The following is a 25722-nucleotide window of genomic DNA, read 5'->3' as shown; positions in this document are numbered from 1 at the left end:
CTTCACCTTCGGATGACGCTTATGTCCAAGTTAAAACACGTACTGCTCCAATCCGCCGGCTGGCTGTTGTTTTTGAGCCTGCTGATGGGACTCGCCCTGCTGTTACCGGCGAGTACGTTCGACTCCGAGTCGAAGAATTTTATTTTCCTGATTGGCGCCGTCGGTATCTGGCGCTACTCGATGGGTGCTACGCATTTCTTTCGCGGCATGCTGTTCCTGTACGTGGTCTACCCACACCTGCGCCGCAAAGTGCGCAAGCTGGGCAAAGCCGCCGACCCATCCCATGTATTCCTGATGGTCACAAGCTTTCGTATCGACGCGCTGACCACGGCCCAGGTGTACAGCTCGGTGATTCGCGAGGCCATCGAATGCGGCTTCCCGACCACCGTGGTCTGCTCGTTGGTGGAAATGAGCGATGAGCTGCTGGTGAAAAGCCTGTGGGAACGCATGAACCCGCCGGACCATGTGAAGCTTGATTTTGTGCGCATCGCCGGCACCGGCAAGCGCGACGGTCTGGCCTTTGGCTTTCGCGCCATCTCCCGCCACCTGCCGGATGACCGTGCCGTGGTTGCGGTGATCGATGGCGACACTGTGCTCGCCGAAGGCGTGGTTCGCAAGACCGTGCCGTGGTTCCAGCTGTTCGGCAATGTCGGCGGCCTGACCACCAACGAGTTCTGCGAAGTGCGCGGCGGCTACATCATGAGCGAATGGCACAAGCTGCGCTTCGCCCAACGCCACATCAACATGTGCTCCATGGCCCTGTCCAAGCGCGTGCTGACCATGACCGGGCGCATGTCGGTGTTCCGTGCCAGCGTGGTCACCGACCCGGGCTTTATCGCCGACGTGGAAAGCGACTCGCTGCAACACTGGCGCCTGGGCCGCTTCAAGTTTTTGACCGGCGATGACAAGTCCAGCTGGTTCAGCCTGATGCGCCTGGGCTACGACACGTTCTACGTGCCGGACGCTGCGATCAACACCGTGGAACACCCGCCGGAAAAGAGCTTTATCAAAGCCAGCCGCAAACTGATGTTCCGCTGGTACGGCAACAACCTGCGCCAGAACTCGCGTGCCCTGGGCCTGGGCGTACGCCGGCTCGGCCTGTTCACCAGCGTGGTGCTGTTCGACCAGCGTGTGTCGATGTGGACCTCCCTGCTCGGCCTGACCGTGGCAATCATCGCCACCTTCAAGTACGGCGGCGCATTCATCCTCGCGTACCTGCTGTGGATCGGCATCACCCGCCTGATTCTGACCCTGCTGCTGTCGTGCTCCGGCCACAAGATCGGCCCGGCCTACCCGGTGATTCTCTATTACAACCAGATCATGGGCGCGCTGGTGAAGATCTACGTGTTCTTCCGCCTTGATCAACAGTCCTGGACCCGCCAGGACACCAAACTGACCCGCGATTTGGCCAGCTTTCAACGTTGGTTCAACACCTGGTCGTCTCGGACCATGACCTTCTCCGCCGGCAGCATTTTCGTCGCCGTGTTGCTGATGATGGTCTGACCCTGCCAAGCCTGAATTAACTAGGAACTACACACCATGAATAGCCAAGTAAACGCCAACGTTGTCCACGAATCCGAAGCCCAGCGCCAACATGCCCGGGTGAAAATCCCGGCCAAGCTGCGCTTTTTCAACACCGACCGCACCCAGACCGAAGCACGGGTGATCGACCTGTCCGCCGGCGGCCTGGCGTTCACCGCCACCCAGCCGTTGACCGTCGGTGAAGTGCACAAGGGCCGCCTGCAATTTGTCATCGATAACCTCGGCCTGGCGATGGACGTAGAGCTGCAGATTCGCTCCTACGACCGCCAGACCGGCCGCACCGGTTGCCAGTTCCAGAACCTGGACGCCCAGGATATTTCCACCCTGCGCCACCTGATCACCTCGCACTTGTCCGGCGACATCGTGACCATGGGCGACGTGCTGGCGACCCTGCAGCGCGACAACTTCACCAAGGCGCGCAAGGTCAAGGACGGCGGCAGCAACATGAGCGCCGCGGGCCGCCTGCGCGCCGTGGTGTTCAGCGCAGGTATCTTCATCGTCGGCCTGGCAGCGTTCGGTTTCGTCCTCAAATCCATTTACGGCATGTACTTCGTCAGCCACGCTCAGGCTGGCCTCGTCAGCGTGCCAGGCATGAACGTGACTATGCCGCGCGACGGCACCGTGCAAAGCCTGCTCAAAGGTGACGCGGTTGCCGCCAAAGGCGCGCCACTGGCGACCTTCAGCACCAGCATGCTCGATGTGCTCAAGGGCCATCTGGACGAAGACCAACTGCAACCGGCCAAGGTCGAAGAGCTGTTCGGCAAGCAAATGACCGGCACCCTGACCTCACCTTGCGATTGCGTGGTGGCCCAGCAACTGGTCGCCGACGGTCAGTACGCCAGCAAAGGCGATGTGATCTTCCAACTGGTGCCACGCGGCAGCCTGGCCAATGTGGAAGCGCGCTTCACCTACCGCCAGTTCGCCGACGTTCGCCCAGGCACACCAGTAAGCTTTCAGGTTGCCGACGAAGAACAGATCCGCACCGGCACCATCGTCAGCAGCACCAGCCTGAACAGCGCCGACTTGTCCTCCGACATCCGCGTGCAGATCAAGCCGGATGCGCCGCTGGACAGCACCTACGCCGGTCGCCCGGTCGAAGTGACCAGCGACCGCGGCCCATCGCTGAACTGGCTGATCGACAAAGCCATGGCTCACGGTCTGTAAGCGAGGACATGCCTGTGAACCCTATTTCAAAAACAGCATTGACCCATGTGGGAGCCGGGCTTGCCCGCGATGCAGGCGACTCGGTTTTTCAGATGCACCGAGGTGACGCCATCGCAGGCAAGCCAGCTCCCACACAAAGCAGATTTCACTCTGCCTCTGCGTTCTGCGCGCTGGCATTGGCGGTGAGCCTGGCCGGTTGCGCCGGCCTGCCCGACCAGCGCCTGGCCAATGAAGCCTTGAAACGTGGCGACACCGTCACCGCCCAGCAGAACTATCAGCAGCTGGCAGACCTGGGTTACAGCGAGGCCCAAGTGGGCCTGGCCGATATCCAGGTGACCACCCGCGACCCCGAGCAAATCCGCCAGGCCGAAGCCACCTACCGCGCGGCCGCCGATACCTCGCCACGCGCCCAGGCCCGCCTGGGTCGCCTGCTGGTGGCCAAGCCCGGTGCCACCGAGGCCGAGCAACACGAGGCCGAAGGCCTGCTGAAAAAAGCCTTTGCCAATGGCGAAGGCAATACCCTGATTCCGCTGGCGATGCTGTACCTGCAGTACCCGCACAGTTTCCCCAACGTGAATGCCCAACAGCAGATCAGCAAATGGCAGGCCGCGGGTTACCCGGAAGCAGGTCTGGCCCAAGTGCTGCTGTATCGCACCCAGGACACCTACGACCAGCATCTGGATGACGTGGAGCGCATCTGCAAAGCCGCGCTGAACACCACCGACATCTGCTACGTCGAGCTGGCCACGGTCTACCAGAAAAAAGCCGAGCCGGAAAAACAGGCCGAACTGCTCAAGCAGATGGAAGCCGGCTATAGCCGTGGCACCGTCACCGCGCAGCGTGTCGACAGCGTGGCCCGCGTGTTGGGCGATGCAACCTTGGGCAAGACCGACGAGAAAACCGCGCAAGCCCTGCTGGAAAAAATCGCCCCTGGCTATCCGGCGTCCTGGGTCAGCCTGGCGCAACTGCTCTACGACTTCCCCGAACTGGGCGACGTCGACCAGATGATGAAGTACTTGGACAACGGCCGCGCCGCCGACCAGCCGCGCGCCGAGCTGTTGCTGGGCAAGCTCTATTACGAAGGCAAGTGGGTCCCGGCAGATGCCAAGGCCGCCGAAGCGCATTTCGAAAAAGCCGTGGGCAAGGAAGTGGCCGCCGATTACTACCTCGGCCAGATCTACCGCCGTGGCTACCTGGGCAAGGTCTATTCGCAAAAAGCCCTCGACCATTTGCTGACCGCTGCGCGCAACGGCCAGAACAGCGCCGACTTCGCCATCGCGCAATTGTTTTCCCAAGGCAAGGGCACCAAGCCCGACCCATTGAACGCCTACGTCTTCAGCCAGTTGGCTAAAGCCCAGGACACGCCAGAGGCCAATGACTTGGCCACGCAGCTCGAAGCCCCGCTCACGCCAGAGCAACGCGCCGAAGGCCAACGCCTGGTGCAACAGGAACTGGCCGCGCGCGGCACCCTGGCCCAGAGCACGCTGCAACTGCACGCCCTGCAAGAAGAAGACGGCGAGGAATCCCTATGAAGCTCAACCCATTCGTCAAGGCCGGCATCGGTCTGACCTTCGCCCTGCTGTGGTCGTGCCCGACCCTGGCCGCGCTGACCGAAGCCAAGAACTTCGGCCTGGAAGTCAAAGCCACCGCGCAATCGGAAGATGACCGCGACCTCGGCACGCAGAAAGGCGGCGACGTCAACGGCATCGGCCTTGACCTGCGCCCGTGGATCTACGGCGAAAGCGGCGCGTGGAGCGCCTACGCCATGGGCCAGGCGGTCGTGTCGAGCGACATCATCGAGACCGACACGCTGCAACAGTCCTCCGATGACACGACCGAACAATCGAGCAACGACGACCGCAAAGCCAAGAAGAACTACCTGGCCCTGCGCGAGTTCTGGGTCGGCTACAGCGGCTTTACGCCCTACCCCGGCGAGATCCTCAAGTTCGGCCGCCAGCGCCTGCGCAATGACGACGGCCAATGGCGCGATACCAACATCGAGGCGCTGAACTGGACCTTCGACACCACGTTGCTCAAGGCCAACGTCGGCGCTGCCGAACGCTTCAGCGAATACCGCACCGACCTCAAGGAACTGTCGCCCAAGGACAAGGACCGCCAGCACTTTTACGCTGACGCCGCCTACCAGTGGACGCCGGGGCAGTGGATCGGCCTGCGCGGTCACCACACCCATGACGACGGCAAGCTCGACTACGCCGAACCGGGCGTGGCCACCGACCCGTTGGACAAACGCGAGAATGGCGACCTGACCTGGCTCGGCATCGAAGCCAACAGCGACGCCTACAACTGGCGCAACACCAACACCGTCAACTACTGGGCCAGCGTCACCGGCATGAAAGGCGACCGCGACACGGTCAATGCCCTGAACAAAGACGGCACCCGCCCAACCGAAGCCAAGCGCAGCGATGACGTGAGTGGCTGGGCCACCGACCTGGGTGTGCGCCTGCGTCTGGACCCGCAATGGCAAGTCGGCGCGGCCTACTCACGCGCGAGTGCCAACTACGAGCAGAACGGTCTGCAAAGCAACCGTTCGAACTGGACCGGCACCCAGTCGCGCGTACACCGCTTCGGCGAGGCGTTTCGTGGCGAGATGAACAACATGCAGTCCATGAGCCTGTTCGGTTCCTGGCAGCTGCGCGAGGACTATGACGCCAGCCTGGTGTACCACAAGTTCTGGCGCGTGGACGGTAACAAGCCGGTGGGCAGCAACGGCATCGATGCCGTGCAGAACAACACCGATGACGTGACCGGCGCGATCCTGTCCAGCACTTCCCTGCCGCTTGAAGACGGCAAGAAAGACCTGGGCCAGGAGATGGACCTGGTGGTCACCAAGTACTTCAAGAAAGGCCTGCTGCCGGCCGCGCTCAGCCAGTCGATCGACGAACCGTCGGCGCTGGTGCGCTTGCGTGCCGGCGTGTTCAAGCCGGGTGATGCCTATGGCAGCCAGGTCGACTCGTACATGCATCGCGCCTTTGTCGACGTGATCTGGAAGTTCTGATGGGAGCCTGCGCAATGATTCCTCAAAAATTGCTGGTTGCCGCGATGCTGATGGCCAGTGCCACAGCCTTCGCCGACACCCCGCAGCAGGGCAAGGCGCCGACCATCGCCAAAGAACTGCAACAGGCCAAGACCTACACCATCTCCAGCCCGCCGACCGCGCCGCTGGAAATGGCCAAGCCTGCCCTGCCGGACCTGTCGGGCTACACCGCCGCGGCGATGGAAAAGAAGATCGTCAGAAGCAAACCCGGCAAAATCAGCATCCGCCGCATGATGCAGGAAGACGCGCTCAAGGACTTTATCGGCGGCGATAACAAGATGGCCGAATGGGTGGTGCGCCAGCACGGCATTCCCCAGGCGATCTTTGTCGACGACGGCTACCTGAACCTCAAGGACCTGCTCGGCAAAGTGCCCAAGCAGTACCTGAGCGAAACCTCACCGGGTGTGTTTCTGGCCAAGCTGCCAATCGTGGTCGGGCGCAAGGGCATTCTGGAAATCGACAAGAAGACCCAGGAACTGCGCCTGTCCCAGCAAGCCGGTTCGTTCCTGATCAACGACGGTCAGCTGTTTGTGCGTGACACAAAGATCACCGGCTGGAACGAAAAGACCAATGGCCCGGCGCTGTTTCAGTCGCCCAAGGAGTTCCGCCCGTTCCTGCTGGCTTGGGGCGGCACCGAGACTTACGTCGCCAACAGCAAGATGGCCAGCTTCGGCTACGCCAACAGTAAGTCGTACGGGGTGAGTATTTCCCAGTACACGCCGAACATGGCCAAGGTGCTCAAGCGCCCTGAGCCGACCGGCTGGATCGTCGATTCCGAGTTCTCGGACATGTGGTACGGCTTCTACTGCTACGAAACCACCGGCTTTGTGCTCAAGGGCAATACCTACAAAGACAACATCGTCTACGGCATTGACCCGCACGACCGTTCCCACGGCCTGATCATTGCGGACAACACCGTCTACGGCACCAAGAAGAAGCACGGCATCATCATTTCCCGGGAAGTGAACGACAGCTTCATCTTCAACAACCGCAGCTACGACAACAAGCTGTCGGGCCTGGTGATCGACCGTAACAGCGTTAACAACCTGATCGCCGACAACGAGATCTACCGCAACCACACCGACGGCATCACGCTCTATGAGAGTGCTGACAACCTGCTGTGGGGCAACAAGGTGATCAGCAACCGTCGCCACGGCATTCGCATCCGTAACAGCGTGAACATCCGCCTGTACGAGAACACCTCGATGGCCAACGGGCTGACCGGCGTGTACGGCCACATCAAGGATTTGACCGACACCGACCGTGACATCGCCCTCGACCCGTTCGACGCCAAGGTCTCGCTGATCGTGGTCGGCGGTGAATTGGCGGGTAACGGCAGCGGGCCGCTGTCCATTGACTCGCCATTGAGTGTCGAGCTGTACCGCGTGTCGATGCTGGCGCCGACCAAATCCAGCGGCATCAGCTTCAACGGCGTGCTGGGTGATCGGCAGGAAGAAATTCTCGACCTGTTGGTGCGCCAACAGAAAGCCGTGCTGATCGACCCTGTCGAACGCCAGACCGAAATGCAGGACTGAGGATGACCCTTATGCACCCACACATGATCAAACTGCTGAGCCTCTCGGGTCTGACCCTCGGCCTGCTGGCGGCCAGCCAAGGCGTACGCGCCGATGACGTCAAGGCGCCGACCTTTACCGCCGAACCGTGCTGCAGCCTGTGCCCCGCGGCCCATGATGCGAAGAACTACACCACGCGCTATCAGCAGAACTTCACCACCCTGGTGCAAGCCCAGGGCGACTGGCTGTTCCGTACCCAGGAAGACCTGCGCACCGAATTTGACACCAGCCCCGCCGGCTACAAACGCATGCAACAGCTGCACGATGCGTTCAAGGCCAAGGGTGTGGAATTGGTGGTGGTCTACCAGCCGACCCGTGGCCTGGTGAATCGCAACAAGCTCAACCCCGAAGAGAAAGCCAAGTTCGATTTCGACAAGGCACTGGGCAACTACAAAACCATGCTCGGCCGTTTTGCCAAGATGGGCTACGTGGTGCCGGACTTGTCGCCGCTCACCAACGAGCAACTGCCGGATGAACTGCCGGCCCACGATTTCTACTTCCGCGGCGACCAACACTGGACCCCATACGGCGCCCAGCGCACCGCGAAAATCGTCGGTGCCAAAGTGCGTGCGATGCCTGAGTTTGCGGATATTCCCAAGCGCGAATTCGAAACCAAGCGCTCCGGGCGCATGGGCAAGACCGGCACCCTGCACAACATGGCCGGGCAACTGTGCGGCACCAGCTACGCGATCCAGTACATGGACCAGTTCACCACCGAGCCCAAAGGCGAAGCCGGTGACGGCGACCTGTTCGGCGATTCAGGCAACCCGCAGATCACCCTGGTCGGCACCAGCCACAGCGGCAAGAACTACAACTTCGCCGGCTTCCTCGAGCAGGAAATCGGCGCCGACATCCTCAACGTCGCCTTCCCCGGCGGTGGCCTCGAAGGCTCGATGATCCAGTACCTGGGCAGCGATGAATTCCAGAAAACCCCGCCGAAAATTCTCATCTGGGAATTCTCGCCGCTGTACCGCCTCGACCAGGAGACCATCTACCGCCAGATGATGTCGCTGCTCGACAACGGCTGCGAAGGCAAGACCGCGCAGATGAGCGCCAGCACCACGCTCAAACCCGGCAAGAACGAATTGCTGGTCAACAGTTCGAACAAAGACCTGCGTAACAGCAGTCACCAGGTCGACATCCGCTTCGCCGACCCGTCGGTGAAAACCCTGCAAGCCACCCTCTGGTACATGAACGGGCGCCACGAGGACATCAAGATCGAGAAACCCGAAACATCCGATACAGACGGGCGTTTCGCCTTTGAACTGCGCACCGATGAAGACTGGGCCTCGCAGAACTTGCTGGCCGTGGAAGTGCAGGGTCCCGAAGCGGGCGCTGCCGCGCAGAAAGTCGAAGCGAAAATTTGCACACGCAACGTATTCCCTAGCGGCGGTCAGAAGACTGCTTTGCTGCCGTGAAGTAAGTGCGCAATGAGGTTACCTATGCAGAAGTTATTGATTCCAACGCTGCTGGGCCTGGCGATGTTCGCCGGTTCAGTCAACGCCGCCGCGCCACTGCGCCCGCCCCAGGGCTATTTCGCCCCGGTGGAAGCGTTCAAAACCGGCGACTTCAAGAATGACTGCGACGCCATGCCGGCGCCGTACACCGGCTCGCTGCAATTTCGCAGCAAGTACGAAGGTTCGGACAAAGCCCGTTCCACCTTGAATGTGCAATCCGAAAAAGCCTTTCGCGACAGCACGGCCGACATCACCAAGCTGGAAAAAGACACCAGCAAACGCGTGATGCAGTTCATGCGCGACGGTCGTCCGCAGCAGCTCGAATGCACGCTCAACTGGCTGACCAGCTGGGCCAAGGCAGATGCGTTGATGTCCAAGGACTTCAACCACACCGGCAAGTCCATGCGCAAATGGGCGCTGGGCAGCATGGCCTCGGCCTATGTGCGCCTGAAGTTCTCCGACTCCCACCCGTTGGCCAACCACCAGCAGGAGTCGCAGGTGATCGAAGCCTGGTTCAACAAGCTGGCCGATCAGGTGGTGAGCGATTGGGACAACCTGCCGCTGGAAAAAACCAACAATCACTCCTACTGGGCCGCCTGGTCGGTGATGGCAACCTCCGTCGCCACCAACCGCCGCGACCTGTTTGATTGGGCCGTGAAGGAATACAAAGTCGGCGCCAACCAGGTCGATGACCAGGGCTTTTTGCCCAACGAATTGAAGCGCCAGCAGCGGGCTCTGTCGTACCACAACTACGCATTGCCGCCGCTGTCGATGATCGCCAGCTTTGCCCTGGTCAACGGCGTGGATCTGCGCCAGGAAAACAACGGCGCGCTCAAACGCCTGGGCGACAAAGTGCTGGCCGGGGTCAAAGACCCGGAGATCTTCGAGAAGAAGAACGGCAAAGAGCAGGACATGAAGGACCTCAAGGAAGACATGAAATTTGCCTGGCTTGAACCTTTCTGCACCCTCTACACCTGCGCGCCGGATGTGCTCGAACGCAAGCATGGCATGCAGCCGTTCAAGACCTTCCGGCTCGGCGGTGACCTGACCAAGGTCTACGACCCGGCGCATGAAAAGGGCAACAAAGGAATCTGACGCAACGCGGTTGGAAAGGTGGGAGGGGGCAAGCCCCCTCCCACAGTTTGAGCCGGTTTCATCAGTAGGAATGTTGTACGGCCTCCCCCGAAATCGTGGGGGGGTTTGGGGGGGCTCTGGCCCTTGACTGTCTGTTAAACATGGAGAGATCGGGATGGTTTTCTCGTCCAATGTGTTCCTGTTTCTGTTCTTGCCGATCTTTCTCGGCTTGTACTACTTGAGCGGGCAACGCTATCGCAACCTGCTGCTGCTGATTGCCAGCTACGTGTTCTACGCCTGGTGGCGAGTGGACTTCCTGGCGCTGTTCGCCGCTGTAACGCTGTGGAATTACTGGATCGGCCTCAAGGTCGGTGCGGCAGGCGTGCGCACCAAGCCAGCCCAGCGCTGGCTGCTGTTGGGCGTGGCGGTCGACCTGTGCATCCTCGGCTACTTCAAGTACGCCAACTTCGGCGTCGACAGCATCAACGTGATGATGAAGTCGGTGGGTCTGGAGCCGTTCATCCTCACCCACGTGTTGTTGCCGATCGGCATCTCGTTCTACATCTTCGAGTCCATCAGCTACATCATCGACGTGTACCGCGGCGACACCCCGGCCACCCGCAACCTCATCGACTTTGCGGCGTTCGTGGCGATCTTCCCGCACCTGATTGCCGGCCCGGTGTTGCGCTTTCGCGACCTGGCCGACCAGTTCAACAACCGCACGCACACCCTCGACAAGTTCTCCGAGGGCTGCACGCGGTTCATGCAGGGCTTTATCAAGAAGGTCTTTATCGCTGACACCCTGGCGGTGGTCGCCGACCATTGCTTCGCCCTGCAAAACCCCACCACGGGCGACGCCTGGCTGGGTGCGCTGGCGTACACCGCGCAGCTGTACTTCGACTTCTCCGGCTACAGCGACATGGCCATCGGCCTGGGCTTGATGATGGGTTTTCGCTTCATGGAAAACTTCAAGCAGCCGTACATCAGCCAGTCGATCACCGAGTTCTGGCGTCGTTGGCACATCAGCCTGTCCACCTGGCTGCGTGACTACCTGTACATCACCCTGGGCGGCAACCGCAAAGGCACGCTGATCACCTACCGCAACCTGTTCCTGACCATGCTGCTCGGTGGCCTGTGGCACGGCGCGAACATCACCTACATCGTGTGGGGTGCCTGGCACGGCATGTGGCTGGCGATTGAAAAAGCCATCGGCCTCAACACCGCGCCGCGCAGCTTCAACGTGGTGCGCTGGGCCTTCACCTTCCTGCTGGTGGTGATGGGCTGGGTGATCTTCCGCTCAGAGAACCTGCACGTCGCCGGCCGTATGTACGGCGCAATGTTCAGCTTTGGCGAATGGTCGCTGTCGGAACTCAACCGCGCCAGCCTCACCGGCCTGCAAGTGGCAACCCTGGTGGTGGCGTACGCAACGTTGGCGTTCTTCGGCCTGCGCGATTTCTACACCAACCGCCCTGCCGAGAAAGCCAAGCCGGCCGACCCGAGCCTGATCAAGGCCGTGCCGGGCGACAACCCGGACAGCATCCACCAGCCAGGTTTCACCGTCGGCCAGGACGCCGCCGTGCAGCCGGCCTACTGGACCGCTGACTGGCCACGCTACGCCATGCGCGGCGCTGTACTGCTGCTGTTCGTGGCGTCAATCCTGAAACTGTCGGCGCAGAGTTTCTCGCCGTTCCTTTACTTCCAATTCTGAGGGGAGCCGACCATGACCCGTTCATTCCGCGTCCTCTACATCGCGCTGTTCCTGCTGGTGCTGCTGGCCTTGGGCGCCTGGTCGATGCGCAGCTTCTTCGGCTTCAGCACCAACGCCGACGCGACCGTGCTTAACGGCCGCTGGACCAAGGCCGTCGAAACGCACTACGACGACCAGTTCCCGATCAAGCGCATCGGCACCAACCTGTGGGCCGCGCTGGACTACAAGCTGTTCAACGAAGGCCGCCCTGGCGTAGTGCTGGGCCGTGATCACTGGTTGTACAGCGACGAGGAGTTCAACCCCATCGTCAACGAAGACCAGAACCTTGAGGGCAACTACGCGCTGGTCGAAGGCGTGCGCCAGAAGCTCAAGGCTCAGGGCATTCAATTGGTCATGGCTATTGTGCCGGCCAAGGTGCGCCTGTACCCGGAACACCTGGGCGAAGTGAAACCGGCGAGTATCCACGCCAACCTGTATCAGGACTTCCACGCCCGTGTCGCCGCCGACAAGATCATCGCGCCCGACCTGCTAGGCCCGCTGCAACAGGCCAAGCTGGGCGGCACGCAAGTGTTCCTGCGCACCGACACCCACTGGACCCCGGACGGCGCCGAAATTGCCGCCAAGCAACTGGCCAAGGTGATCAGCGAAAAGGCCCCGCTCAGCGGTGAGCCGCAGCGCTTTGTCACCGAAGCGGAAAAAACCGAGCCGCACAAAGGCGACCTACGTCTGTTCCTGCCGCTGGACCCGCTGTTCGAAAACCTGATGCCGCCCAAAGAGCCGCTGCAAAAACGCGTCACGCACCTGGCTGAAAACAAAGGTGACGAAGGCCTGTTCAGCGACAGCGAAACCCCAGTGGCACTGGTCGGCACCAGCTACAGCGCCAACCCCAACTGGAACTTCGTCGGCGCCCTCAAGCAAGCCTTGCACAGCGACGTCATCAACTACTCCGAAGACGGCCACGGCCCGATTCTGCCGATGCTCAGCTACCTCAAAAGCGACGACTTCAAGAACAGCCCGCCACAGGTGCTGATCTGGGAGTTCCCTGAACGTTATCTGCCCGTCAACAACGAAATCGGTGATGCCGACCCGCAGTGGGTTGCGCAGCTTAAACAAGCCGGTTCGCGCCAACAAAACATGGCACTGAACACCCCAGCTAAAACCCAAAAATCCGAGACGCCCGACCGGGCGCAAAACTGAAAGAGAGGTAACTCATATGACTTTCACTACTACTCCGCGTCGTCTCGCCAAGACCCTGGCCATTGCTGCCGGCTTGAGCTTCGTATCGATGTCCGCCTTCGCCGGGGGCGACGCCGCCCTTTACGGCCCAACCGCGCCGAAAGGCTCAAGCTTTGTACGTGTGTACAACGCCAGCAACCAGGAAGTCAGCGCCACCGTCGGCGCCACCAACCTGAGCGACGTTGCGCCACTGGCCAGCAGTGACTTCAGCTTCATGCCGGGCGGCGACTACAGCGCCAAGGTCGGCAGCCAGACCGTGCCGGTCAAACTCGCCGCCGACCACTACTACACCCTGGTCAACAGCGGCAGCGGCCAGCCCCAACTGATCGAAGAACCGCCGTTCAAGAACAAGCAGAAATCCCTGGTGCGCGTGCAGAACCTCAGCGACAAGGCCCTGACCCTGAAAACCGCCGACGGCAAGACCGACGTGGTCAAGTCGGTGGCCGCCAAAGGCCGTGGCGAGCGTGAAATCAACCCGGTGAAGGTAAGCCTGGCCCTGTATGACGGCGACAAAAAGGTCGGCGACGTGAAGCCAGTGGCCCTGGAGCGCGGTGAAGCGGCGGTGCTGTATGTGACCGGTTCCGGTTCGAGCATTTCGCCAGTCTGGGTAAAACGCCCGGTATCGACCCGCTGATTAGATTCTTGAACTGACCCATGCCCCCTGTGGGAGCCGGGCTTGCCCGCGATGGCATCACTGCGGTGTAACTGAAACACCGAGTCGTCTGCATCGCAGGCAAGCCAGCTCCCACAAGGACCAGGGTGTCAGTTCAGACCGAGACAAAAACAAGAGTGAAACGACAAACCTTCGTAGCTCTGACCCAAATTGATTCAAGGAGAAACACATGATCCCAGTAATCCTTTCCGGTGGTAGCGGCTCACGTCTTTGGCCGCTTTCCCGTAAACAGTTCCCGAAACAATTCCTGGCCCTGACCGGCGAACACACGTTGTTCCAGCAAACCCTGGAGCGTCTGGTGTTCGAAGGCATGGACTCACCGATCGTGGTCTGCAATAAGGACCACCGTTTTATCGTCAACGAGCAACTGAGCACGCGTAAGCTCGAATGCCAGCGCATCCTGATGGAGCCGTTCGGTCGCAACACTGCGCCGGCCGTGGCCCTGACGGCGATGATGCTGGTCAATGAAGGCCGCGACGAGCTGATGCTGGTGCTGCCCGCCGACCACGTGATCGACGACCAGAAAGCCCTGCAACGTGCACTGGCCCTGGCCACCGTGGCGGCCGAGCGTGGCGAGATGGTGCTGTTCGGCGTACCGGCCACCCGTCCGGAAACCGGTTATGGCTACATCAAGTCCACCAACGATTCACTGCTGCCCGAAGGCGTGAGCCGCGTTGAACAGTTCGTCGAAAAACCCAATGAAAAACGCGCGGTCGAGTTCGTCAAAAGCGGCGGTTACTTCTGGAACAGCGGCATGTTCCTGTTCCGCGCCAGCCGCTTCCTCGAAGAGCTGAAAAAACACGATCCGGACATCTACGACACCTGCCTGTTGACCCTGGAACGCAGCGAGCAGACCGCCGACACCGTGACCTTCGACGAAGCCACCTTCGCCTGCTGCCCGGACAATTCCATCGACTACGCCGTGATGGAAAAAACCCAGCGCGCCTGCGTGGTACCGCTGAGCGCCGGCTGGAGCGACGTGGGTTGCTGGGCCTCGCTGTGGGCGGTCAACGACAAAGACATCCACGGTAACGTCAGCAAAGGCGACGTGGTGATCCAGGACAGCCGCAACTGCATGATTCACGGCAACGGCAAGCTGGTGTCGGTGATCGGCCTGGACAACATCGTGGTGGTGGAAACCAAGGACGCGATGATGATTGCCCACAAGGACAAGGTCCAGGGCGTCAAGCAGATGGTCAGCACCCTCAACGACCAGGGCCGCAGCGAAACCCAGAACCACTGCGAAGTCTATCGTCCGTGGGGCTCTTACGACTCGGTGGACATGGGCGGCCGCTTCCAGGTCAAGCACATCTCGGTCAAGCCGGGCGCGTGCCTGTCCCTGCAAATGCACCACCACCGCGCCGAGCACTGGATCGTGGTCAGCGGCACGGCCGAAGTCACCTGTGACGAGAACGTGTTCCTGCTCTGCGAGAACCAGTCCACCTACATCCCGATCGCCTCGGTGCACCGCCTGCGCAACCCGGGCAAGATCCCGTTGGAAATCATCGAAGTGCAATCGGGCAGCTACCTGGGCGAAGACGATATCGAGCGCTTCGAAGATATCTACGGGCGCTCCACGCCGGTTGAACGTGGCGTGTCGGTGAAAACTATCGCGCAGTAATACAGTCGTAGAAAGAAGCCCTCACCCAGCCCATTGCGTCCCCTATCCGCAGTGGGTTGGGTGGGGGCTTTTTTTGTGGGGTTTTGGGGTGTTGCTGAAGGCCTCTTCGCAGGCAAGCCAGCTCCCACAGTTGACCGCATTCCAACGGACGTACCCGGTCAACTGTGGGAGCTGGCTTGCCTGCGATGGGCCGAGACCAGTTTGGTCTTGGTCGAGAGGCTTGCACCGAAGGGTTGCAGGCGGATTCTTCTGCTCAGTAAGTCAGTCATCGGGGGCAAGCCCCCTCCCACCTTTTGATTTGTGAATGCAGTCGAAGGTGGGAGCTGGCTTGCCTGCGATGGGCCGAGACCGGTTTGGTCTTGGTCGAGAGGCTTGGATCGGAGGGTTGCAGGCGGATTCTTCTGCTCAGTAAGTCAGTCATCGGGGGCAAGCCCCCTAGGGTTGCAGGCGGATTCTTCTGCTCAGTAAGTCAGTCATCGGGGGCAAGCCCCCTCCCACCTTTTGACTTGTGAATGCCGTCGAAGGTGGGAGCTGGCTTGCCTGCGATGGCGGCCGCCCAATCAACACTTATCTCAAGCTCGCCAATCCCACCTACGCTTAAGTTAGGATGCTCGTTCCCTATTCGAGGTGGTCTCCATGTTCTTCGGCGTTCTCCTGATCATCACCTGGCTGATCCTGCTGCTGCGCTACCCGGCCAAGGCGTTGCCGGTGTCGCTCGCGGCCGCCGTCGGCCTGGGCTGCGTGGCGATTTGGGTGGTGTGGCTGGACAGCCGCGAAGCCTCGCAACTGTCGCGCCTGGAACTGCGCATCAGCTATGCGCCGCAGGAATGCCCGCCAGACCGGCCGCTGAAACTGGTCCTGAGCAACGGCAACGACGTACCGCTGACCGAACTGCGCTGGCGCGTTGCAGCCTATGCACCGGGCGACTCCGTCAACCTGGCCGACAATGTCTACGCCGCTCCACGCTATCGCGGCCCCGGCGAGTTGCAGGCCGGCGCCACCTGGGACGACTGCCTGCCCACACCACCGCTGCGCCCCGGCTACCGCCCGCAAACCCTGGAATTTCGCGCCGAGCACCTACAAGGCAGTTTCTCGGACTGACAAAGGATTGATTCATGCCCACTGTACTGATCACCGGCTGCTCCAGCGGCATCGGCCGCGCCCTGGCCGATGCCTTCAAAACCGCAGGCCATGAAGTGTGGGCCAGCGCCCGCCAGCCCGATGATGTGAGCGCCCTGGCTGCCGCCGGTTTCAAGGCCGTGCAACTGGACGTCAACGACGCCATGGCGCTCAAGGCGCTCGCCGAACAGATCGGCGGGCTGGACGTGCTGATCAACAATGCCGGCTACGGCGCCATGGGCCCGCTGCTCGACGGCGGCACCGAGGCCATGCAACGCCAGTTCGAAACCAATGTGTTTTCCATCGTCGGCGTGACCCAGGCGCTGTTTCCTGCCCTGCGTCGAGCCAAAGGCCTGGTGGTGAACATCGGCAGCGTCTCCGGCGTATTGGTGACACCGTTTGCCGGCGCCTACTGCGCCTCGAAGGCGGCGGTGCACGCGTTGAGCGACGCACTGCGCATGGAGCTGGCGCCATTTGGTGTGCGCGTGATGGAAGTGCAGCCAGGCGCTATCGACACGCATTTTGCGAAAAACGCCGGCGCCCAGGCCGAGCTGTTGATCAACGAAAAGTCACCATGGTGGCCGTTGCGCGAAGGCATTCGTGCGCGCTCCCAGGCCTCGCAGAACAACCCGACCTCAGCCGAGCAATTCGCGGCGCAGGTATTAAAGGCCGTGCAACAGCCAACGCCGCCACGGCTGCTGCGCGCGGGCAATGGCTGCCGGGCGCTGCCACTGATGGCGGCCTTGGTGCCCAAGGCCCTGTTGGAAAAAGTCTTGAAGAAGCGCTTCGGCCTGTCGGGCTCGCTTTAGCCTTTCATGAAATCAATAAACGCCCGCACCTTGAGCGGCAAATGCCGGGTGTCTGGGTACATCGCGTAGATCCCCTGTGGCGCAAAACGATGGTCCGCCAACAAGCGCACCAAGCGCCCCGCCGCCAGGTCATCCTGCACCAACCATTGCGGCAGCACCGCCACGCCGAGGCCGCGCACGGCAAACGCCTGAAGCACGGCCGCACTGTCGGCCACCAGCGCAGTCGGGCCGGCACGGTATTGATGCTCGCCGCCGGCCGGGTCGGTCAGGCTCAGTTCGGTCAAACGGCCATGGCCCAGCTTGGGCACCTGCTCCAACGCATCCAGCGTTTGAACCTCGGCAAACTCGGGCGCTGCCACTGCAAACACCTCAAAGGTCGACAACTGCACCGCACGGTGATTGGAGTCGAGCAGACGTCCCAGTCGAATCGCCACATCAAAGCGTTCCGAGATCAAATCGGCGTGGGTCGAGGAGGTGGATAAGTGAATGTTCAGGTCCGGGTGCAAGCGCCGAAAGGCCTCGATTGCAGGGGCAACCACCGCCAGCGCGTATTCGACTGTGGTGGTGATGCGCAACGTGCCTTTGAGCTGGGCATGTTCGGAGCGCGCCTCCTCCACCGCCAGGCGCGCTTCTTCAAGCATGCGAGTGCAGCGCAGGTAAAAACGCTCGCCGGCATCGGTCAGCGCCAGTTGGCGGGTGTTGCGCGTCAGCAGGGTCACGCCCAGCTCTGCTTCCAGGCGCTTGAGGTTGAAGCTGACCACGGCGCGGGTCTGGCCCAGCAAATCGGCCGCTGCGGTAAGCGAACCGGCTTCTACCACAGCCTTGAAGGTGTCGAATCGGTCCAGGCTGACCATCGGCCGCGCCCTCCTTTGTCAAAATAGTTTTGACAAACTAGCAGGCAAACCGGCGTAGCCCAAACCCTGCTGGCGGCCTACCCTGCGCGCTTCATTCGCAGGATCGCGTCCATGACCTACCGCTCGAAAGTCGCCTGGATCTTTTTATTCGGCTTTGCCCTGGACCTGGTGAACATGTTTGTCGCCACGGTCGCCTACCCGGACATCGCCCGCGAGCTGCACGCCTCGGTCACCCAATTGGCCTGGATCAGCAATGCATACATGCTTGGGCTGACCGTGATCATTCCCCTGAGCGTTTGGCTGGCGGCACTGATGGGCGAGCGAACACTGATCGCGGCGAGCCTGCTTTTATTCGCGGGGGCTTCGCTGATGGTCGGCCAGGCGAGTTCTATCGAAACCCTGATTGGCTGGCGGGCGCTGCAAGGCTTGGGCGGCGGACTGCTGATTCCCGTGGGCCAGGCCATGGCCTACCGGTACTTTCCAGCGGCAGAACGCAGCCAGTTGACGGCGCGGGTGATGTCGGTGGCGCTGCTGGTGCCGGCGCTGTCGCCGGCCCTGGGCGGGTTGATTGTCGACAGCCTGTCGTGGCGCTGGATCTTCTATGCCAACCTGCCGCTGGCGTTGATCACGCTGCTGCTGGCACTGCTGTGGATAAAACCTGACGCGCCTGCCACGGTGCGCCCGGCCCTGGACGTGGGCAGCATCTTCAAGCAGATCCGTAGCCCGATGCTGCGCGTGGCGATGTTGGTCTATCTGTTCATCCCCGGCGTCTTTATCGGCACCAGCCTGATCGCCATCCTCTACCTGCGCGGCCTCGGCTATGACGCCACGCAGACCGGCGCACTGATGCTGCCGTGGGCACTGGCGTCGGCGCTGGCGATTTTCCTGAGCAAAAAACTGTTTAACCGCTGCGGCCCCAAACCTTTACTGCTGGCGGGCATGGCGTTGCAATGCAGCGGCATCCTGTTGCTCAACCAACCCGCCTGGGCGATTGCGGCCTATGCCTTGATGGGCCTGGGGGGCAGCTTGTGCAGCAGCACCGCGCAGACGCTGGCGTTTCTCGACATACCCGCTCAACGCATGGGCCATGCCAGCGCGCTGTGGAATATCAATCGGCAAGTGAGCTTTTGCCTCGGCGCGGCGGCACTCAGTGCGTTGTTGTCGGCCTTGGATTCCTTCGCCATAACCTTCACGATAGCGGCAGCCCTGACACTGCTGCCCCTTTTTGCAGTGCTGCGCCTGGACGCTTCCAGAGTACGGACACTGCTTCACCCAGCCAACGAGCCCAGCCATGATTGATTACAGCGATTTTTTTGAGGAAGTGATCCAGACCCACGTCGAGATCGAGCAATGGTTTGCCGGCGTTGCGCCTGAAGGCACACTGGAAACCTTGCTGGCGCGCTTCTCACCCGAGTTCAGCATGGTCGCACCCGCCACCGGCACGCGGGTAAATGCGGCCGGGGTGAAAGCACTGTTCACGCGCCTTGGCGGTATGCGCCCGGGCTTGAAAATCACCTTGAGCGAGATGACCGGGATCGACCGCCATGCACGCGGCGCCACGGTGACTTACCGCGAACATCAGGTTGATGACAGCGGCACGCAGACTGATCGACGCGCCACCGTGGTGTTCGAGAAGCAGGCCAGCGGGGCGTTGCTGTGGCGCCATCTGCACGAAACCTTCATCAAGGCCTAACACGGTCAAATGTGGGAGCTGGCTTGCCTGCGATAGCGGTGGGTCAGCACTACATACTTCAACTGACAGTCCGCCATCGCAGGCAAGCCAGCTCCCACACAAGCCAGTTGCCACAGTTTAGTGTTGTGTTGGGTTGACGATCACCGTGCAAGTAATGCCCGCCGCCAACAGCACGCCTTCGGGCACTTCATCAATGTGAATGCGCACCGGCACGCGCTGGGCCAGGCGCACCCAGTTGAAGGTCGGGTTCACATCGGCGATCAGTTCGCGGCTCTCGGGGTTGTCGCGGTCGTAGATGCCGCGCGAGATGCTTTCCACGTGGCCCTTGAGCGTCTCGCCACTCATCAATTGCATATCGGCCTCGTCACCGACCTTGACGTGGGGCAGCTTGGTTTCTTCAAAGAAGCCATACACCCAGAACGAATTCATATCGACCACGGCCATCTTCGCCTCGCCGATGCGCGCGTAGTCGCCCCGGTGCACGTTGAGGTTGGTGACGTAGCCGTCCACCGCCGCCACCACTTGAGTGCGTTTCAAATTCAGCTCAGCCGCTTCCAGTTGCGCCAGTGCGTGCTGGTAATCGGCCAACGCCGAGTCGGCGATGTTGCTCGCGTCGTCGCGGTTTTCCTTGGAGATCACCAGGGCGTCGAGGTCGGCGCGGCGGTGAGCGTTGACCTTGCGCATCTCCCAAGTGGCCTTGCGCGAGGCTACCAGCGATTGCGCCTGCTTGACCGCGATGCGGTAGTGCTCGGGGTCGATCTGCATCAGCAGGTCGCCCTTTTTCACCAACTGGTTGTCACGCACCGGTACGTCGACCACTTCGCCGGTGACGTCGGCCGCCACGTTGATGATGTCGGCGCGCACGCGACCGTCGCGGGTCCACGGCGTTTCCATGTAGTGCACCCACAGCGTGCGGCCAATCCAGATCGCCAAAGCCAGTACCAGCAAGGTCGCGAGCAGGCTGAAAAACTTTTTCATCGGGGCATTCTCAACGATAGACGGTCAGCGCCAGGGCGCCGAACAAGCAAACGAACAGGCTCAGGCGCAGCAACGCCGGGTGCCAGAAAAAACGGTACAGGTCGAACCCGGCCAGGAAGCGGTCCAAGGCCCAGGCCAGCCCTGCGGCGATAAAAAACATCAGGGTCATGGTCGGCATGTAGACGCCGTGGAATGCGATTTCACGAGGCATTCGGGGATCCTTTGAGGGCAGCCAGGGGCGATTGCGGGTCCAGCAACGACGTGCGGATAAAGTGCAGGTAGCTTTTCACCCGGCGCAACGCCGAGGTGTCAAAGTGCGGGGCGAAGGGTTCATCGGTGGCCTGCACGCGGCTGATCGCATGGTCGACGGCAATCAACCCGCGCTCCAGGTTGCTGGCGCTCGGTTGCAGGAACAGCCGCACCAGCGAGCGGCCCATCACGCGGATCGCCTGGCGCCAGGGTTGCGACTCGGCATACGCCGGGTGCACCGGCAATATCGCCTGCTCCTTGCGCAACTCGATGATCGCGTGGCCGACTTCCAGCACCACGAACATCCAGCGCAGCAAGTCGCGTTGCACGTGCGGCTGGCCGACGGCGAGGCCGTAAGCCTGGTGCAGCAGGTCGCGGGTGCGGCTTTCAAAACTCGACGCCAGGCCCTTGAGCTTGCCGCTGATCGCGTACACCACCTGCTCGCGCAGGTCCTGCTCCAGACGGCGCCACAACCAGCGGCTGTTCGGCGGCAGGATAATCGCGCCAGCCGCCGCGCACACCAGCATGCCAATGACCATGGCGATGTAGTCATTGATAAAGCTGTAAGGGTTGTAGACCGTCAGGTTGTCCGGCACCGAGCCGGTGCTGAAAAAGATCAGCAAGCCCACGCCGACGCCGGCGTATCGCGGGCGGGAGGCGAGGAACGAGCCGAAGATAATCACCGGCGCAAGCATCACGCACAGCAGCGGGAAGCCGTCGATCCACGGGAACACAAAGAACATTTCGACAAAGCCCACCAACGCGCCGATCAAGGTGCCGCAAGCCATCTGAAAGGCCATGCGTTTAGGGTTGGGCGTGGCGGCAGACAGGCCGACGGTGGCGGCGGCGATCAGGGTCATGGTCGCGCCGCTGGGCCAGGCGGTGGCCACCCAGTAACTGCCCAGCACGATCAGAATAAAGGACGCGCGAATCCCCGAAGCGGCGCAGGCCAGCCAGTTGGTTTTCGGCGTGTAGGCTTCGCTCCACTGCTCGCGCTCATGGCTGTGATCGGCCAGTGATGCGTGGGTCTGCGCGTAGTTGTGCAGGTCATCGACAAAGCGGTATAGCAGCTCGTAGGCGGTATGAAAATCCAGCTGCTCGGCTTCACTCGGATTGCCTTGCTGAAAATTCGCACGCAGGCTGCGCACCTTGGCGGGCAGTCCATCCTTGTAGGCGCTCAATTGATTGACCAGGCGCGCCGCATCGGGGCTGGTGAGCGCACGGCCGGAGAAACCGTCAAGGACTTCGGCCAGGTCTTGCAGACCCGGCTTGATTGCCGCGGCGACGTGGTCGGCTGCATCCGTGCGCAGCCGCTCAAGCAACTGGTGCAAGGCGTTGAAGCGCGTGGTGATGCTCATGAATTCGCTGTTGAGGCGACTCAGCCGGCCATTGCGCCGCCGCATGTGCGGGTCTTCAAATACGGTGACGCTGCGCAGCCCTTCCAGGCCCACGGCCTCGGCGATAAAGCGCACATTGCTGGCCTCGAACTCTTCACGCTGGCTGCGCCCACGCAGGCCGTCGGTGACAAACCGCGCGAACACGCCAAAGCGCTGGTACAAGGCGTTGCGCATCGCGGCGCTGCTGGTTTGTGGCAGGATCGCGGCGCTGACCAACGTCGAGCACAGTATTCCCAAAGAGATTTCCAGCACTCGCCACACCGCCGCCATAAAGGCCCCGTCCGGGTGCGCTAGGGCGGGCAAACCTACCATCGCCGCGGTGTAGCCCGCCAGCACAAACCCATAGGCGCGAAAGTTGCGATTACGCGTCGCACCGGCTGTGCAAATGCCCACCCAGATCGCCAACGCGCCGAGGAACAATTCGGTGTTCTGCGCAAACAAGGCGATCAACAAGACCATCACCGCCGACCCCGTCAGGGTGCCGAGGAAGCGGTAAAAGCTCTTGGCGAAGACCTGACCGCTCTGCGGTTGCATCACGATAAACACGGTGATCATCGCGGTGCGCGGTTGCGGCAGTTCCAGGCGCATCGCCAGCCACAACGTGAGGAACGCGGCGATCAGCACCTTGAAGATATAGACCCAGGTCACGCCATCGCTGCGTGCCCAGTCGAAAAAACCACGGCGCCACTCCAGGGAGTGCAACCAGCGCAGCGGTGCAGGCAAGGGCGTCATCAAATCCTACTCAGTGATCAAACACGGCAAGCGCCGCTGGGGTCTTGCTCGGAAGGGTCTTGGTGTCTGGCGGCACATCGTTGCCGGCGCCGAGCCCGCCGCCCAGGGCGGTGACCAGTTCGGCGTGGGCACTCAGGCGTGCGGCTTGCACCTGTTGTTCGATTTGCTGCTGGTGGAACAGCAAGGTCTGGGCGTTCAGCACGTTGAGGTAGTCGGTGAGGCCGCGCTGGTAGGCGATCATCGCGATGTCGTAGGTTTTCTGCGCAGAGGCCACGGACTGCGCGGCGAAGGACGCCTGCTTGTCCATCGATTCGCGGCGGATCAACTGGTCGCTGATGCCCTTGAGCGCGTTGACCAGCGTCTGGTTGTACTTGGCCACGGCCAGGTCATAACCGGCGCTGGCTTCGCCCAGTTGCCCACGCAAACGACCGCCGTCGAAGATCGGCAAGGTGATCGCCGGGCCGACGTTGTAGTTGAATTTCTTGCCCGCCAGAAACTCCAGCAGGCCGCCGCCGGTGGCCATGTAGCCGAGGCTGCCGACCAGGTCGACGTTGGGGTAGAAGCCGGCGTGCGCGACGTCAATGCCACGGGCTTGCGCGGCGACCTGCCACCGACCGGCGACCACGTCCGGGCGCTGGCCAAGCAATTGCGCCGGCAGGCTCGACGGCAATTTCAGCGGCGCGGCGAGGGACAAACTCGGGCGTTGCAGTTGCGCCCCCTCGCCCGGACCTTTGCCCGCCAAAGCAGCCAGCTGGTTGCGGCTCAGGGCGATGTCCTCGTCAAGCGCGTCGAGCTGGCGATGGGTCTCCGGCAACGGCGTTTCGGCCTGGCTGACGTCGAAGTGCGTGCCGATCCCGGCGTTCAGGCGTTTATTGGCCAGGTCGAGAATCTGCTGCTGCTGGGCCAGGGTGGCGGCGACGATGTCGCGGTTGGCGTACTGCAACGACAACTGGATGTAGGCGCGCACCACGTTGTTCTGCAATTCGAGCTGGGCCTGGCGCGCTTCGGCGGCGCTCATATGCGCCAGGTCGACAGCGCGCTCGCTGGCGTTGCTTTCGCGGCCCCACAGGTCGAGGGCATAGCTCAGGCCCAGGGACGAATTGTTGTCCCAGGTGGTTGTTCCGCTCAACTCGCCCGGGCCGTAGAACTGATCCTTCGGCCAGTTGTGGCGTTTGAGGGTGGTGTCACTGTTGATCTGCAACGACTCGGCCGACTCGGCGATGCCTGCCATGGCCCGCGCCTCACGCACCCGCGCGGCGGCCATGGCCAGGCTCGGGCTGTTTTGCGTGGCAAGTTGCACCCAATGATTGAGTTGCGGATCGCCATAGGCTTGCCACCATTGCGTGGTGGGCCAGTGGGCGTCGTGGGCGGCGCTCTGGATGGCTTCGTCGGTGGCCAGGTTATTGGCGTTGAGGGCCTGGCCTTGGGGGGCGATTCCTCCGGTTCCGATGCAGCCGCTGATTGCTAACGATAAGGCCCAAACACTGAGAGTCTTCAGCTCTCTGATGATGCGACGCGGCACGGCAAGCGTATTCCTGAGGTGGTGTTGCGCAAGAGGTGGCGCAATTCTAGGGGGCGCCATGGGGAACGATAAGCTGGCATTCCTGTGAATCTTTGTTACCGTTCAAGCGATAATCCGTTGGTAGGGATCACTGGACGGCGTAACTTTCTGTCACAATTTGCTATCTCCCCTGAGAACACTCCATGGACACTTTGCAAAACATGCGCGCGTTCAGTTGCGTGGCCGAAGCTGGCAGCTTCACCGCCGCCGCCGTGCAACTGGACACCACCACGGCCAACGTCTCGCGCGCGGTCTCCAACCTGGAAGCCCATCTGCAAACCCGCTTGCTCAACCGCACCACCCGCCGCATCGCACTGACCGAAGCCGGTAAACGCTATTTGCTGCGTTGCGAGCAGATCCTCGCCTACGTGGAAGAAGCCGAAGCCGAAGCCAGCGACGCGCACGCGCGGCCTGCCGGGCAGTTGAAAGTGCACACCATGACCGGTATCGGCCAGCATTTCGTGATTGACGCCATTGCCCGCTACCGCCGTACGCATCCCGACGTGACCTTCGACCTGACCCTGGCCAACCGCGTGCCGGACTTGCTCGATGAGGGCTACGACGTGTCGATCGTGCTGGCCAGTGAATTGCCGGATTCGGGGTTTGTGTCCCAGCGGCTGGGCATTACCTACAGCATCGCGTGTGCGTCGCCGGATTACGTCAAGACCAAGGGCTGCGCGCAACGGCCGCAGGATTTGCTCAACCATGCGTGCCTGCGGTTGGTGAGCCCGGTGATCCAGCTGGATAAATGGACCTTCAACGGGCCGGAAGGCCAGGAAAGTGTGGCGATCAATACGTCGCCGTTTCTGGTCAATTCGGCGGATGCGATGAAAACGGCGATCACCAGTGGCATGGGCGTGGGTCTGTTGCCGGTGTATGCGGCTATCGAGGGGTTGCGTAACGGCACGCTGGTGCGGGTGATGCCTAACTACCGTTCGCAAGAGCTGAACTTGTATGCCATCTACCCGTCGCGCCAGTACCTGGATGCGAAGATCAAGACGTGGGTTGAATATCTGCGCGGGTCGTTGCCCGAGATTTTGGCTGCGCATCAGGCGGAATTGGTGGCGTATGAGTTGAGTGGGAGCCTTAGCGGGGCGCGGTTGGCTAACTGACTGGGGTTTGGGCTTTGGGCTTTGGGGGCATATCCGTTATTTGGGTGATGGCCGCTTTGGGGTTCCGCCCTTACGGCGGGTCACTTTTGAAAAGAGCCCAAAAGTAACCAAAAG

21 protein-coding genes are annotated in these 25722 nt (G+C 61.6%); 16 read left to right on the top strand and 5 right to left on the bottom strand.

From position 1 onward, the window contains the following. Window positions 1-21: 21 nt before the first annotated feature. The 13 genes from alg8 (at window position 22) to FPT15_RS12190 (ending at window position 17032) form a co-directional block, all read left to right on the top strand. On the top strand, window positions 22-1503 hold the full coding sequence (alg8, locus tag FPT15_RS12260) for a mannuronan synthase (protein WP_178119688.1): 1482 nt from the start codon (window positions 22-24) through the stop codon (window positions 1501-1503). A 36-nt stretch (window positions 1504-1539) separates the two neighbouring features. Then, complete coding sequence (locus FPT15_RS12250) at window positions 1540-2706, top strand: alginate biosynthesis protein Alg44 (protein WP_145161270.1); 1167 nt, start codon at window positions 1540-1542, stop codon at window positions 2704-2706. 14 nt (window positions 2707-2720) lie between these two features. After that, window positions 2721-4238: an alginate biosynthesis TPR repeat lipoprotein AlgK gene (gene algK / locus FPT15_RS12245; RefSeq protein ID WP_256676439.1), complete on the top strand. Its 1518-nt coding sequence runs from the start codon at window positions 2721-2723 to the stop codon at window positions 4236-4238. Next, window positions 4235-5722 (top strand): alginate export family protein, encoded by a 1488-nt coding sequence (locus tag FPT15_RS12240; RefSeq protein ID WP_145161268.1) that lies wholly within the window; start codon window positions 4235-4237, stop codon window positions 5720-5722. Before algK ends, FPT15_RS12240 begins: the two co-directional genes overlap by 4 nt. Continuing rightward, on the top strand, window positions 5722-7296 hold the full coding sequence (algG, locus tag FPT15_RS12235; protein ID WP_145161266.1) for a mannuronan 5-epimerase AlgG: 1575 nt from the start codon (window positions 5722-5724) through the stop codon (window positions 7294-7296). Before FPT15_RS12240 ends, algG begins: the two co-directional genes overlap by 1 nt. Before the next feature lie 11 nt (window positions 7297-7307). Beyond that, window positions 7308-8753, top strand: a complete 1446-nt coding sequence (locus FPT15_RS12230) for an alginate O-acetyltransferase (protein ID WP_145161264.1) — start codon at window positions 7308-7310, stop codon at window positions 8751-8753. A 24-nt stretch (window positions 8754-8777) separates the two neighbouring features. Further along, window positions 8778-9887, top strand: a complete 1110-nt coding sequence (locus tag FPT15_RS12225) for a mannuronate-specific alginate lyase (RefSeq protein WP_145161263.1) — start codon at window positions 8778-8780, stop codon at window positions 9885-9887. A 154-nt stretch (window positions 9888-10041) separates the two neighbouring features. Next, a complete protein-coding gene (locus FPT15_RS12220) occupies window positions 10042-11574 on the top strand; it encodes an MBOAT family protein (protein WP_106579534.1) in 1533 nt (510 codons plus the stop codon). A 12-nt stretch (window positions 11575-11586) separates the two neighbouring features. Continuing rightward, window positions 11587-12771 (top strand): alginate O-acetyltransferase, encoded by a 1185-nt coding sequence (locus tag FPT15_RS12215; protein WP_145161261.1) that lies wholly within the window; start codon window positions 11587-11589, stop codon window positions 12769-12771. Between the two features lie 16 nt (window positions 12772-12787). Continuing rightward, window positions 12788-13444: an alginate O-acetyltransferase AlgF gene (locus tag FPT15_RS12210; RefSeq protein WP_053254501.1), complete on the top strand. Its 657-nt coding sequence runs from the start codon at window positions 12788-12790 to the stop codon at window positions 13442-13444. A gap of 208 nt (window positions 13445-13652) precedes the next feature. Beyond that, entirely contained in the window at window positions 13653-15104 is a 1452-nt protein-coding gene (locus FPT15_RS12200) for a mannose-1-phosphate guanylyltransferase/mannose-6-phosphate isomerase (RefSeq protein WP_119738428.1), read from the top strand. Between the two features lie 636 nt (window positions 15105-15740). Beyond that, window positions 15741-16205, top strand: coding sequence for a multidrug transporter (locus FPT15_RS12195; RefSeq protein ID WP_106579538.1), 465 nt, complete (start codon window positions 15741-15743; stop codon window positions 16203-16205). A 14-nt stretch (window positions 16206-16219) separates the two neighbouring features. After that, window positions 16220-17032, top strand: coding sequence for an SDR family oxidoreductase (locus FPT15_RS12190; RefSeq protein ID WP_145161259.1), 813 nt, complete (start codon window positions 16220-16222; stop codon window positions 17030-17032). On the opposite strand, the gene FPT15_RS12185 is transcribed toward FPT15_RS12190, so the two are convergent. Continuing rightward, window positions 17029-17886, bottom strand: coding sequence for a LysR family transcriptional regulator (locus FPT15_RS12185; protein ID WP_145161257.1), 858 nt, complete (start codon window positions 17884-17886; stop codon window positions 17029-17031). The genes FPT15_RS12190 and FPT15_RS12185 overlap by 4 nt on opposite strands. A gap of 111 nt (window positions 17887-17997) precedes the next feature. On the opposite strand from FPT15_RS12185, the gene FPT15_RS12180 reads away from it, so the two are divergent. Both FPT15_RS12180 and FPT15_RS12175 read left to right on the top strand, forming a co-directional pair. Continuing rightward, window positions 17998-19185, top strand: a complete 1188-nt coding sequence (locus FPT15_RS12180) for an MFS transporter (RefSeq protein WP_145161255.1) — start codon at window positions 17998-18000, stop codon at window positions 19183-19185. After that, window positions 19178-19579, top strand: a complete 402-nt coding sequence (locus FPT15_RS12175) for a DUF4440 domain-containing protein (protein WP_145161253.1) — start codon at window positions 19178-19180, stop codon at window positions 19577-19579. Before FPT15_RS12180 ends, FPT15_RS12175 begins: the two co-directional genes overlap by 8 nt. Before the next feature lie 117 nt (window positions 19580-19696). Here FPT15_RS12175 and FPT15_RS12170 read toward each other — a convergent pair whose 3' ends face one another. Genes FPT15_RS12170 through FPT15_RS12155 form a run of 4 tightly spaced genes read right to left on the bottom strand, consistent with a single transcriptional unit; the run spans window position 19697 to window position 24457 of the window. Further along, window positions 19697-20557, bottom strand: coding sequence for an HlyD family secretion protein (locus tag FPT15_RS12170; RefSeq protein ID WP_145161251.1), 861 nt, complete (start codon window positions 20555-20557; stop codon window positions 19697-19699). A 10-nt stretch (window positions 20558-20567) separates the two neighbouring features. Next, entirely contained in the window at window positions 20568-20768 is a 201-nt protein-coding gene (locus FPT15_RS12165) for a DUF1656 domain-containing protein (protein WP_119738415.1), read from the bottom strand. After that, window positions 20758-22935 (bottom strand): FUSC family protein, encoded by a 2178-nt coding sequence (locus FPT15_RS12160; RefSeq protein ID WP_145161249.1) that lies wholly within the window; start codon window positions 22933-22935, stop codon window positions 20758-20760. The genes FPT15_RS12165 and FPT15_RS12160 overlap by 11 nt, the downstream gene beginning before the upstream one ends. Before the next feature lie 10 nt (window positions 22936-22945). Further along, window positions 22946-24457, bottom strand: coding sequence for an efflux transporter outer membrane subunit (locus FPT15_RS12155; protein ID WP_145161247.1), 1512 nt, complete (start codon window positions 24455-24457; stop codon window positions 22946-22948). A gap of 182 nt (window positions 24458-24639) precedes the next feature. On the opposite strand from FPT15_RS12155, the gene FPT15_RS12150 reads away from it, so the two are divergent. Then, on the top strand, window positions 24640-25608 hold the full coding sequence (locus tag FPT15_RS12150; protein ID WP_122719937.1) for a LysR family transcriptional regulator: 969 nt from the start codon (window positions 24640-24642) through the stop codon (window positions 25606-25608). Window positions 25609-25722 lie beyond the last annotated feature (114 nt).

This window comes from Pseudomonas sp. RGB, assembly GCF_007713445.1.
In the GTDB taxonomy this organism is placed as follows: Bacteria; Pseudomonadota; Gammaproteobacteria; order Pseudomonadales; family Pseudomonadaceae; genus Aquipseudomonas.
The sequence above is the reverse complement of the archived record's forward strand: the minus strand, read 5'-3'. Positions and strand labels throughout refer to the sequence as shown.